The organism is Chitinophaga sancti (assembly GCF_034424315.1).
Classification (GTDB): Bacteria; Bacteroidota; Bacteroidia; order Chitinophagales; family Chitinophagaceae; genus Chitinophaga; species Chitinophaga sancti.
The window spans coordinates 4,641,171-4,654,226 of record NZ_CP139972.1 but is presented as its reverse complement, the minus strand read 5'-3'; the positions used below and the strand labels follow the sequence as shown (position 1 = coordinate 4,654,226).

At 44.0% G+C, this 13,056-nt stretch carries 8 protein-coding genes; 4 read left to right on the top strand and 4 right to left on the bottom strand.

The genetic code is table 11. From position 1 onward, the window contains the following. Positions 1–33: 33 nt before the first annotated feature. Both U0033_RS17835 and U0033_RS17830 read right to left on the bottom strand, forming a co-directional pair. Entirely contained in the window at positions 34–720 is a 687-nt protein-coding gene (locus U0033_RS17835; protein ID WP_326980874.1) for a helix-turn-helix transcriptional regulator, read from the bottom strand. Positions 721–931: 211 nt separating this feature from the next. Further along, the gene (locus U0033_RS17830; protein ID WP_072363523.1) at positions 932–3,274 is read right to left on the bottom strand and encodes a TonB-dependent receptor domain-containing protein; all 2,343 of its coding nucleotides are present in this window, start codon (positions 3,272–3,274) and stop codon (positions 932–934) included. Positions 3,275–3,383: 109 nt separating this feature from the next. Here U0033_RS17830 and U0033_RS17825 point away from each other — a divergent pair, with 109 nt between their 5' ends. Then, positions 3,384–4,838: a sensor histidine kinase gene (locus tag U0033_RS17825; protein ID WP_072363524.1), complete on the top strand. Its 1,455-nt coding sequence runs from the start codon at positions 3,384–3,386 to the stop codon at positions 4,836–4,838. A 381-nt stretch (positions 4,839–5,219) separates the two neighbouring features. Further along, positions 5,220–5,900: a response regulator transcription factor gene (locus tag U0033_RS17820; RefSeq protein ID WP_072363525.1), complete on the top strand. Its 681-nt coding sequence runs from the start codon at positions 5,220–5,222 to the stop codon at positions 5,898–5,900. Positions 5,901–6,590: 690 nt separating this feature from the next. On the opposite strand, the gene U0033_RS17815 is transcribed toward U0033_RS17820, so the two are convergent. Continuing rightward, a complete protein-coding gene (locus U0033_RS17815; protein ID WP_072363527.1) occupies positions 6,591–6,890 on the bottom strand; it encodes a hypothetical protein in 300 nt (99 codons plus the stop codon). Further along, positions 6,872–7,366: a peptide-methionine (S)-S-oxide reductase MsrA gene (gene msrA / locus U0033_RS17810; RefSeq protein WP_072363636.1), complete on the bottom strand. Its 495-nt coding sequence runs from the start codon at positions 7,364–7,366 to the stop codon at positions 6,872–6,874. The genes U0033_RS17815 and msrA overlap by 19 nt, the downstream gene beginning before the upstream one ends. A gap of 147 nt (positions 7,367–7,513) precedes the next feature. On the opposite strand from msrA, the gene U0033_RS17805 reads away from it, so the two are divergent. Together U0033_RS17805 and U0033_RS17800 are read left to right on the top strand one after the other, a co-directional pair. Beyond that, positions 7,514–7,939 carry a hypothetical protein gene (locus U0033_RS17805; RefSeq protein WP_072363528.1) on the top strand — a complete coding sequence of 142 codons (426 nt, stop codon included), beginning with the start codon at positions 7,514–7,516 and terminating at the stop codon, positions 7,937–7,939. Between the two features lie 24 nt (positions 7,940–7,963). Then, entirely contained in the window at positions 7,964–12,970 is a 5,007-nt protein-coding gene (locus tag U0033_RS17800; RefSeq protein WP_072363529.1) for a DUF4132 domain-containing protein, read from the top strand. Positions 12,971–13,056 lie beyond the last annotated feature (86 nt).

Sequence of the window (13,056 nt, the reverse complement as noted above, 5' to 3'; positions counted from 1 at the left end):
TAAGCAGCAGGGAAATTGTAAAAAATCATTGATTTACCACTGAGGGGGCGACTTGAAGAACCCGGATGGTGTGAGTCCGGTGAATTGTTTGAATGCTTTGTTGAAATGTGCCTGGTCGAAATAACCAGCTTCCAGGGCAAGGTTGGTGAGGTCCTTTGGAACGGGGCTTTTTACGATGGCCTGCATGCGCACGAGGGTCGCAAATTGTTTGGGAGTAGTGCCGATCACTTTACGAAAACGTTTTTCGAAGGCATCCTGGCTGATGTAGAGAGAAGAGGCGAGTTGGGTAATGGAAAGATTGCCCTGCTGCTGCCTGATAGCGGATGTAGCTTCCTTTATTAAAAGGTCAGTGCTGGAGGATCTGAATTGTTGCAGAAGGAATTTTTCTGCGATGGCTATGCATTGATCATTGTCTTGCGCATTGCCTAACTGATCTTCTAAGAAAGAGATTTCTGCCAGGTGGTCCAGTGAAATACTTTCATTGAACAACTCGTTTGCAGGGATGTTAAAAAATGCATTGATCCCTCCTTCTTTAAATAATATCAGCAGATTGGTGGTGCCTGCATTGTATTGAATCAGGCGGGGTGTTTTTCTTAATCCTGAAACCATAAATTCAGGCAGGGATGCGTTCTCTGACGAAGTACTTCCTTTTAAGCGCAGCGCCAGCACGGGAACGATGCCCGGTAATACCCTGTTGATAACCAGTGCCTCACTTTCGATGATGCGGAAACCATCTATGTAAGGCTGCAGGGCTGGAGACGGTATGTAGTTGTGAATGTTGATACGGGAAGTTAGTAATTTTTAACTGAACTTTCTTCTTCCATCATGTATGCCCACTTTTCCCCCGGTACGTTGCTGGCAGTCATCTTATTTGCCAGCGGTAAAGGAGAAAAAGTGGGCAGTTTATTTAAGTCCTGTTAAAAAGCTCCGTTTACTGTGCACGTTGTTTTTCTTCTTCACTAGCGGTATTCCTGCTTCTCGCAGCCTTGATATCTTTACCCAGACGGTAAGAGAAACTCAGTGTAGCCAGTCTTGATTCTGTTTTATGATAGAAGAAACTTTGCTGATCGAGGTAATTGATATTTACACGGTAGGTGAATGCATTGAAGATATCATTAGCGGTGAGGCGAATCGTTCCTTTGCCTTTCAATACATTTGCTTTCATCCCCAGGTCTATTTCACTCAGACTTTCATAATGGTAGATGTTCTGAATGCCAGGGCCAATGAACTGTGCGGTGATTTCAGCCGCGATACCATGCTTTTTATTGATGGTAAAAGTTTGATTTAAGCGGGCATCGTACGTGAACATTTTCAGATTGTAATGACCCTGCAGGTAGGCTGATTTTTCCTGTTGATAATATCCGCCTGCTTCTGCATTGATATCCCACCAGTTAGTTGGGTGGAAAGCAGCAGCAATACGGATGCCTGCATTCATACTTAAACCCAGGTTCTGGTGGGTGATGTAGTAGTTCTTAGTAGTATTATCCTGCACTGTCACGTTAGTGAATATATTATTGATGGAGGTATAGTTCGCCGTGATGGTATAATTTTCTTTGTAAGTGTAGCCTAGTTCCAGGTTATGTACAAAGGCTGGTTGTAGTGCGGGGTTACCCACATAGTAATTGTAAGGAGATGAATAATGTCTTGCAGGGTTCATCCGTGCATATTCAGGTCTGTCTATGCGATAGCCGTATGTTAATTGTAACTGGTTGTTGTCATTGAGTTTGTATTGTAAGAATAAGGTCGGGAACAGTTTGAAGTAGCTGCGTTTATTCAACGAATCGAGTGTGATAGAATAACCACGGGTATTTGTGTATTCAGCTCTTAGACCGCCTTGTACCGTCAGTTTATTGAAAGTGGCGGAGAGATTGGTATATAGTGCGGATGTATTTTCAGTATATTCAAAGTGATTGCTTTTATCAGGCATCAGTACATCACCTTCTATGAAGGTAAATTTATTATCACTTTTGATGCTGCTGTATTTAAGACCGGAGCTCACATTCCATTTACCTAAGGTATAGGTATAGTCAGCCTTTCCGGAGAGGATGTTGATGTGTTGGGTAGTAGGTGTGTAAATGTGGTAGTCACTGGCGGAAGAAGAGGTGCTGTTCACATGTGCATAACTACTGGTTTCGTAGGGGGCATAATCCAGGTCAAGGTTTAAGCTACGTTTGCCACTATCCATTTTCAGGCTGTAGTTAATATTATAGGTATAACCGCTACCACCTTTTTTATCGGTAGAATTGGTTTGTAAGGTAGAGTCGATCGTAGATTTATCAGCACTGTAGATATGGGTAGGGATGTCGCCATCACTTTGGCCAGCGCGGTTATTACCGGTAACGAGTACACCGAGGATCTGGTTGTCGGTCAACTGGTAGTCCAGGCCCAGGCGATAGTTATGCGTGTTGGAGGTCTGTATATTATGATCATTGGTTCTCCAGTAGGAGTCACCGAAATTGATGTCGGTTTTATTATCCATATAGGTGTGTTTATGGCCATAGCCATAGTTGCCGTAGATGTTCACTTTACCCTGTCGGTAGTTGAAGGTAGCGCTACCATTGTAGGAGCCGTAGATGCCCTGGATGTAGTTAGCATTCAGTGCTACGTTGAGGCCTTGTTTCTTTACTTTCTTAGTGACAATGTTGATCACGGAGCCACCTTGTGCTTCGAAACTGGCGGGTGGATTGGTGAGCACTTCGATCCGGGTGATCGTGGAGGAAGGCAGGCCCTGCAGGTAGCTCACCAGGTCATCGCCGGAGAGGTGGAGGGGTTTACCATCCATATATACTTCCACGCCTTTGCGGTAGGCGGAGATGGAGTTATCAGCGTTTACAGTCACACCGGGGGCCTTGCTCAGGGCATCCCAGGAGGTGCCGCCGTTGGCAATGATGCTGTTTTCAACATTGAAGACAATGCGGTCGGTTTTGCGCTCGATCACTGGTTTGGCAGCGGAAACGGTGATGCCTTGTAATTGTTTATGATCAGGTTGCAGTAGAATGGTGATGGAATCAGTGGGTACTGAAAGCGTTTGGGTATAGGATTGATAGCCCATGGACATGGCGGCGAGGGTATAGTTCCCTTTGGCCAGGCCTTTGAGGGTAAAATGGCCAAGGTCGGTAATGGCGGTGGCGATATATTTATTTTGCTGGCTAAGGGTAATAGTTACGCCATCGAGCAAATGACCTTCGGCATCGGTAACAGTGCCGGTAATGTTGGACTGTGCGGCTGCAAAAAGAGGCAGTAATGTCAGGAGGAGTATGTGGATCGTTTTCATAAAGCAAACATACTTCCATGTGATATTAAGGCCGGTTAAACTAGGTTAAATAAGGTTAAATCGTATTTTCGGGGCACTTGTACAATAAAAAACTACCCATCTTTGTAGCATGAAATGGTTTTCTAAAAAATATGCATATCCTTTAGTGGTAGTGGCCATGATCGTCAGCGTGTTGTTGCAGGTAGTGTGGCTGCGACAGTTATATAGTTCGCAGCAGGTGCAGGTAAAGCGTGACCTGGATGAGGTGGTGGCGCGTGTGGTGAGTAGTAGTAATTACCTGAGTATGCTGCCGGGGAACGAGGAGAATAAGAATTTCCTGGATTTCTTTCAGTCGCCGGAGTGGATTCAGTTTAAGGAGGCGTATAGCAGGATGAGAGGGCATAAGGTAACGAGCCGTTTTGAATCGAATGTAAAGGACGATAGCTCTATTGTGGATATTAGTATCAGGATCCCTAACAAGAAATATGAGCGGAAAAAGCATAAGGTAGAACGAATCTTTGGCGAAGATGAAACGATGCAGCAGCAGCTGGATATGGATGCTGTGGAGTATAACCGGTTGGATAGCCTGGTAGAACAGGAGCTGCTGAAGAGCCAGATAAAGGTGCATTTCTTTATTATGAAGTATGATTGGGAAACGGGGGCGATCCGGAATAATCATACGGCGGCGGAGGTGCGTGAAGCGGATTATCATAGTGAGCAGTTTAGTTATAATATCCGCTTGTATAATAACTTTCAGTTGGTGGTACCTTCGTTGCGGGAGTTTGTGTTTTATAGGATGCGGTATTTTTTGTTGTCTTCATTTTTTATGTTGTTATTAACCGGGGCAGCTTTTTATTTTGTGTTTAGGTTAATGAAGCATCAGCAGGTATATGCTCAGGCGAGGATTGCATTTACGAGCAATATGACGCATGAGTTAAAAACGCCGGTGGCTGTGATGGAAGCTGCGCTGGATGCGATTACGCGGTACCAGCTGACGAATGATCCGGAAAAGTTGTTGCAGTATATCAATATCAGTAAAACGGAATTGCACCGCTTGCATATGATGATAGAAAAGGTATTGAACCTGGATGAAGTGGATAGTGGTCAGACGAGGTTAAGGTCAGAATTGTATGATGTGCAGCAGGGATTGGAGCAGGTGGTGAGGTCAATGCAGTTACAGCATCAGTCAGCGGGGATCCATTACCATCCTTCGGAGGAGCCTTGTTTCCTGGATGGAGATCCGGTGCATCTGACAAATGTGTTTTATAATCTGATAGATAATGCGCTGAAGTATGGAGGAAATACTGTGCAGGTGGATGTAAGTTGTTATTGTACGGCAGAGCATATTGTGATTAGTGTGAAGGATAATGGGCCGGGGATTGCAAAGATTTACCAGGCAAGGATTTTTGAAAGGTTTTTTCGGGTGCAGGATAATGTGGATGTGCATAATGTGAAAGGCTCTGGGCTGGGGTTGAATTATGTGAAGCAGATAGTGGAGAAGCATGGTGGAAAGATTCGGGTGCAGAGTGAGTTGGGGAAAGGGAGTGAGTTTATAATAGAATTGCCTGTTTATAATGAAGGCTGAGGAGGAAGTGGTTATTGTAGAAATGCCGGTTTGGGATGAAGTGTGGGGATGAGATGGTTATTGTAGAATTGCCTGTTTATAATGAAGGCTGAGGATGAGATGATTATAATAGAATTGCCTGTTTATAATGAAGGCTGAGGAGGAAGTGGTTATTGTAGAAATGCCGGTTTGGGATGAAGTGTGGGGATGAGATGGTTATTGTAGAATTGCCTGTTTATAATGAAGGCTGAGGATGAGATGATTATAGTAGAAATGCCTGTTTAAGATGAAGTGTGAAAATTTGTGAGAGGATTAAGTGATTATTGTAGAAATGCCGGTTTGGGATGAAGTGTGAAAATGTTTGAAAAGATTAAGTTATTATTTTAGAACTACCTATTGATAATGAAGTATAAAGTTTTATATGCGGAAGATGAGTTAACGCTGGCGCAGATCATCAGTGATGGTTTGGGGCAGAGTGGATATGAGGTCGTGTTGGCAACGGATGGTCGTCAGGCTTTGGAGATGTTTCAAAAAACGCCGCCGGATATTTGTGTATTGGATGTGATGATGCCATTAAAGGATGGGTATACCCTGGCGGAGGATATCAGGAAACTGGATACAGGCGTACCGATTATATTTCTGAGTGCGAAATCTTTGCCGGAGGATGTGATTAAAGGCTTTAAGAGTGGCGGAAATGATTATTTGCGCAAGCCATTTAATATGGGTGAATTGCTGATCAGGATGGAGTCTTTACTGAGCCGGTTTGGGGCAAAGCAGCAGGATACCGGGTCCGTGTATACGTTTGGTGGTTGTAAACTGGACCCGGTGTCGCAGGAACTGGTCACATCGGTAACGAGGTATACCTTGTCTTATAAAGAGGCGGCTTTATTAGAACTGTTATTACAAAACAAAAATACCCTGGTGCCAAGGCAGGTGCCGCTGCTGAAGATCTGGGGAGATGACACGTATTATAATGCACGTAGTATGGATGTTTTTATGTCGCACTTGCGGAAGATGTTGAAGAATGAACCAGGTGTGCAGCTGATGAGTATCAGGGGTGCGGGGTATAAGTTGATTGTGTGAAGAAGGTGATCGCGGCTTCTTTTTTAAGAAAGATGAGCTTTTGTGATCATTCCGTTAATAGAGGAATTAAAACGATGGGGGCAGTTATGTGAAGTTTAGAAAAAGGGAAAATTTATTTTTTTATCAGGAGAGAAAGTGTTTAACTTTATATACACAACGCGCATATTAAAATATCATTGTTTGTTTTTTTAGACCAGCTTTTCTATGAATAGTAGAACCATTATTTGTTCCAATCCTGAGATACGGGGTGTGATAATTCCATTGTTACAGAAAATATTTCACGTGTCATTGGAGTTCGCAAAAGATTTATATAATGATCATTTAAAAGCACATATTGATCGCTTGAAAAAGTCGATATGGTTTTTGATTGAGTGGCCTTACGTGGATAAGGTATTCTAAGTCGCTGATCGCGGCTTTGTATCAGCATAGATACTATTATCCTGTTGATGAAATTGGAGACCTGTACTATACGCCAGCAACATTTGATACATTCAAAACATTCAATAACAACTTAAATTGATTTTAACATGGCACAATATTTTAACTTTTTAGAAGAAGCGATAGCGCAAGCCAAGAAGGATGGAACACATGGACACTGGCCTTCCACTCCGGAAGAATATGCCCAACGGAGAAAGTGGGTCCTGTCATCATTGAAAAATCCATACAGACACCCGGCAGGGGAGCTTACTCCTAATTCAAAAGTGGGTTTAAATAGCTATAGGTGTCGCCTCCCGGGAGCAAAGCCTTCTGAATAACTGATTCTGCCTTCTTTTCTTTAAAGGTGCTGATATGTAGTACTGTGGTAGCCAGCAGAAGATGAATTGCTTTCATGGAATGTTGAGCTAGTTGGATAAGCAGCACAATTTCAAGGAAAAAGTAAGTAGAAACGCAGGCGATAAAAAACAAAAATCCCTGCCAGTTTTCGCTGGCAGGGATGAATAAATCATTTCTATAAGAATACTTAAACCTCTCTATTTCTTCAACTCCCATTCCGGCCTGATATAATGGCAAGTATACCCATTCGGATGTTTCTGTAAATAATCCTGGTGCTCTTCTTCCGCATCCCAGAAATCACCTGCCGGTACTACCTCTGTCACAATTGGACTATGATAAATCTTCGCCGCATCCAACTCTTTTATTAATTCCTTCGCTGTTTCCTGCTGCGCCGCATCCAGGTAAAAGATAGCTGAACGGTATGAGGTACCTATATCATTGCCCTGGCGATTCTTCGTAGTCGGATTATGAATCTGAAAAAAGAACTCCAATAATGTACGATACGAAATCACCTCATCATTAAACTCAATCTTTATCCCCTCCGCATGCGTTCCGTGATTCCTGTAAGTCGCATTCTTCACATCGCCACCCGTATAACCCACATGTGTATTGATCACGCCCGGCAGCTCACGGATGAGTTCCTCTACCCCCCAAAAACATCCACCAGCAAGTATTGCAGTTTGATTAGCCATGTTTAATCCCTTTTTATTATGATAATTATCATCTTTTATGCCAGAACAAAAAACAGCCATTTTAGCATAACAAAGAATGACAAAAATGACCAGAGTTATAAAAAAATTTTTATATATTGCCGCCGTATTGTTTAAACTTTAACCCTAATGTTCGTTATAATCAACATTAAACAAGCGGGACGGAAGCATGCCATTCTTGATAAACAAAAAATAGAGCTGGATGACATTGGCCCCAATCCTACTGTGAAGGACCTGATCACTGCTGTAGTCAAACAACAGGTAGCTGCTTACAATGCTAAAAAGCCGGGAGCCAATGCGCTCCAATACCTGACTACTGATCAAATGGAGGGACAAGCCGCTAATGGGAAGATCGGTTTTGGTAGCATTTACAATGAAGAAAAGGCGGATCTGACCAAAGCACAGGAAACAGCACTACTTGCTTTTGAAGATGGTATGTATGCCATATTTGCCAACGAGGAAGAACTGAAACATTTAAGTGATCATTTCGACCTTAACCCTGATACAATTATCACCTTTATTCGATTAACATTTCTTGCCGGCAGCATTTGGTAGCCGGACCTTTAAACCATTTTTAAGATGAATGCAAAAGAATTCCTCGCCACGAGGATTATCCCTGATTTTGAGAAAACCCTGATCAACACTTTGCTGTCCGTGTACAAAGGCGAAGCCACACACGACCTGCTTACACCACGCAACGCTGAAGTAGCCCTTGTTTTATTGGGACAATTAGAGGACTATAAAGTGAACCACAATGATTATACTGACGAAATTAAATTCGGTAGTAAACGCTATGAGGGGATGTTGAAATTACTGCCTGATAATGAATGGGATGATCCCGAAATGTATAACCTGCTCCGCTATATTTATGGGGATGAAAAAGCAGTGTATGTACGGATCGCATGGAAGAAATTCCCCCGCCTCACTTATCAGAAAGGCTATTACCGCCGTTCTTTCCGCTCACCGGGCAAGAAGGAATTGTACCTGCCCAATCAGCTGAATTTCCTGTTGAATACCGTCTTCCAGGTTTTTCACAAGGAATATAATGTGCAATATTCACATATCGCCTACGATACTACGATCCGGGAACAGATCATCTGGGATCATCAGCAATCTTCCTACTGCCTGTATTATATATGGGCCGCTGCACTGGATGATGGGAATGAGGAAGTGTATAAATTGCTGGAAGACATTGTGTACAACAAAGAGGAGACCGGGAAGGTAACCCACAATATTATTAAAGCCCTCCTGATGAGTGAACGGGAGGACTGCTGGCAACTGGTTGAGAAACTATTAATTGCTGCACAGCGGCAGGAAGGCCTGAGACAAAGCATTGTTGAATCGATTGATACCAGCACCATCGGCGCTTTCAGGCATATGCTGAAGGTGATCACGGATAATAAACTGGCACGTTTTGCCGCTGTGATCCGCGCCATTGATGTATGGGCCGGTGTAAGCTGGGAAGCGGAAAAAGAATCTGCTATCAATGCTTTCCTGAACAAGGCATGTACTTACATGTTTGATACCACACAGATCCCCGAAGGCATTAAAAGTAAGAATAACGCAGATGTATATATGGCCCTCTGGGCTCAGGGCGTGTATGATGTAGAGCAGACATTGCCTTACCTGCAGGAACTAATGCAGGTGAAAAATGAAGAGAAACGGTTGATTGCGGTGAAGTTTGCCATCGAAGCCGGTCATTTTCAGCTGGATCTGCCGGTGATCATGGCTGGACTGGAAGATGAAAGCCTGGCTGTAAACGGCCTGACGGTAACCATGCTGATCCAGCGGATGTACTATAATGCGAAGTACTATGATACCTACTACCCTGGCCTGTTTGATAAACTGCACCAGTTGCTGCAACGCACTGAAGTGAAAGAGAAAAGTTACAACGGTATTGCTTTTTCCTGGCTGAATGTTTCCTATAGCAGGAGCAATGTACTCTCTGCCATGCTCTCCCTGGTGTTAGAAAACCAGGAACGACTGGATATTGTGCTCTCTTATTATGAAGAGATGGCCCTGGATGTAAAGGAGACCCTGGCAAGGTTAATGCTGCCGGGATATGCCGAATACTATTGGGATTATTCCAAACCCAGGAACCCCATTACTGAATTCCAGCGCACATTTTCCATGCGCATGCTGAAGGAAAAAGGCGAGTTCCTGCAAAAATCAGCTTTCAATGTGCTGGATACTTTACAATTGAATGAAGAAGAAAATAATGTGCTGATCGAACTGCTCAAACGCAAGAGTAGCAGTATGAGAGGCAGAAGTATCGCTATCCTGGTAAACCAGTCGGATGCACTCCTGTTACAGGCCGTGACTGCGCTCCTGCAGGGCGATGCGGAACAACGCCTGGCTGGCCTGGATATAGCCCGCCAGTGTAAACAAAGCGATCGTCTCAACACTGAAATCCAGCCATTGCTGGATGCGTTCAAAGACAGAAAGAATATTTCTACGAAGGAAGAGATTCTTTTAAAGGAGCTGACAAGTGAAAATGGGACTATTGTATATAATGAAGAGAATGGATATGGTTTGTATGATCCTGCACAGATACAGGAGCCAGTCAAACCCGTAGTTGATGAGCAGGATTACTATAGTAAATGTATTGCGATACAACCATTTGGTTTCACGCAATCCGTCACTCACATTCAGCAGGAGATCAAAAAACTGATTGACCTATTCCTTGCTAACGAGGACCACGAATACGAAGTGGAGACTTATGACGGCGCAAAGTACAAGATGTTGCTGGGAAACACTTTTCGTAGTAAATATTATAGGTTGCCCGAAGGGATCACACCTGCAGAGCAGTACGCTGCCTACCCATTACCTGATGTATGGAAACAATGGTTTGAAGCATCCGGCTTACATGCAAGAGACCTGTTCCTGTTAGATGGTATTGCTTTGCTACAGCACTATCATTATGGATTTAACCAGGCAGACCCCTTTGTATTTGAGTACATTCCAAAGATGAACGATTACCTGCCGACAGATATCACCAAAGAAGTGCGTACGGGGAAATTACATTTGATCACGAATGCCATCAGTGCTTTGCGTTTGATCTTCCCTTATACTGAAATGTTCGAATACCTGATTGGCGCAAACAGCCGTTTGTTTGCTAATATTCCTGAAGATCGTCTTACTAAAGGGCGTTATAATTATGGCTGGCAGTCCGAGCAGAGCCTGAACTGGTTCCTGCAAAAGATGTATGTATCACAGCTCCCGGATCATTTAGTGGGCGCTGTATGGCAATTATATCACTGGCGCCAGTTTAGCGGACTGAAAGAAAATATCCCGGTATCTATACCACCACTGGACCTGTTCTGTAAAGCATTTAGCCTGGGCATTATTTCTGAAAGCGAAATGTACAGGGGGATTATTTCACGCAGCGTGATCCGCGACTTATCCACATCCCGCAGGAACACCGTACAGCGCGATTACTTTACCCGGTATCCGTTCCTGGAGGGTATGTATCTCCGGGTAAGAGAACATTTCCTGGATATCGAACTAAAACGTGGTGACTCTGCTACCCCGGTATCATCTTTTGTTGCGGAGATTGAAAGACTGGAAGGCACGCATCGTTTTGCACAGATACTGGCTGGCCTTGGTAAGGACTCCCTGCACAAAGGATATATTTATACTGCTGATCATAAGAGTAAACAACAGTTATTCTCTTCTTTACTGAAGAGATGTTATCCTGTAACTACCGATACGCAGGCGCAATTTGATGCTGCGATGCAGGCGATTGGTGTAAAAGAAGAACGATTGATAGAGGCAGCAGTGTATGCCCCGCAATGGCAAAAACTGGTCAGTGGTTACCTGAACTGGAAAGGCCTGGATACAGCTATCTGGTGGTTGCATGTGCATACGAAATCTGATGCCTATTCTGCCAGGAACGCAGATTTTGAAAGTGCGGTAGCCTTATATACAGCTATCGATCTGCAGGACTTTAAAGATGGTGCTGTAGATAAAGGCTGGTTCCAGCAGGCATATAAAGAAATAGGGAAAGAGCGCTGGCAGAAAGTATACAACGCTGCTAAATATATCAGTGACGGGAATGGACATCGCAGGGCCCGTTTGTATGCCGATGTGATCACCGGTGATCTGAAGATCAAAGAGGTGACGCAAAAAGTGAAAGAGAAAAGGGACCAGGATTACCTGCGTATGTATGGCCTGATCCCATTGAGTAAGGCGAATCCGCAAAAGGATATCCTGGGCAGATATGAATACCTCCAGCAATTCAAGAAAGAAAGCAGGCAGTTTGGTGCACAAAAGCAAACCAGCGAAGGAATAGCCATTCGTATTGCAATGGAGAACCTGGCACGCAATGCAGGATATGCAGATCCGATGCGCCTGAGCTGGGCGATGGAAACCAAACAGGTGCAGAATATTTTATCTAAGGAAACACAGGTTCAATATGATGATGTATTGATAGGGCTCATCATCGAAGCAGATGGTGAAGCAGATGTGGTGGCTTTTAAAGGAGATAAAAAATTAGCCGCTATCCCTGCTAAGTATAAGAAAGATAAGAAGGTGCTGGAACTAAATGAGTTTAAGAAAACACTGAAAGAGCAGTTCCGCCGTTCCCGCAAATCACTGGAAGAAGCGATGGTACGCGGCGATGCTTTTGAAGCGGAAGAACTGGCTAACCTATTCACACATCCTGTGATTGCGAAGCACCTGGAAAAACTGGTATTTGTAACGGATAAGGGGGATGGTTTCTGGCAACATAATACATTGGTATCTGCTGCAAAGAAGATCACGAAAATAGCGGCGGATGATAAGATCCGTATCGCACACTGCGCTGATTTATATGCCAATGCTACCTGGAGTGATTACCAGCATTATTGCTTTGAACACCAGTTACAGCAGCCTTTCAAACAGATCTTCCGCGAACTGTATACCCCATTGGCAGAGGAACTGGAAGAGCAATCCATTTCCCGCCGCTATGCAGGACACCAGGTGCAGCCTGCAAAGACAGTGGCATTACTGAAATCCAGGGGCTGGAAAGTAGACCATGAGGAAGGCTTGCAGAAAGCTTTCCACCAGGAAGGTTTTGTGGTGAAAATGTATGCGGAGGCAAACTGGTTCTCACCTGCGGAAGTGGAGAGCCCGGTGCTGGAACAGGTGATCTTCCATGACCTGAAGACTTATAAGAATGTCGCTTTCAAAGATATTAACCCGCGCATTTTCAGTGAGGTGATGCGTGATATTGACCTGGTAGTGAGTGTAGCACATGTGGGTGGGGTAGATCCGGAGGCAAGTCATTCAACGATCGAAATGCGGGCGGTATTACTGAAAGAAACGGCGAGATTGTTTAAACTGGATAATGTGAGTGTAGTGGGCAACCATGCGAAGATCAAGGGGCAATACGGAGATTACAGTGTACACCTGGGTAGTGCGATCGTGCACATGATGCCGGGAAGATACCTGTCTATTTTGCCGGTGCATTCCCAGCAGCGTGGACGATTGTTCCTGCCATTTGCAGATGATGATCCGAAATCAGCCGAAGTAATGTCTAAGGTATTGTTGCTGGCAAGGGATAAGGAGATCCAGGATCCGACGATTATCCAACAGTTAACGTTCTGATTTTGCATAACTTATAATGCGGTGTGGCCAGATTTCCTGAAAAGTAGAAAGAAGGCCTGTTGAAATAATATACATTTTATCTGAAA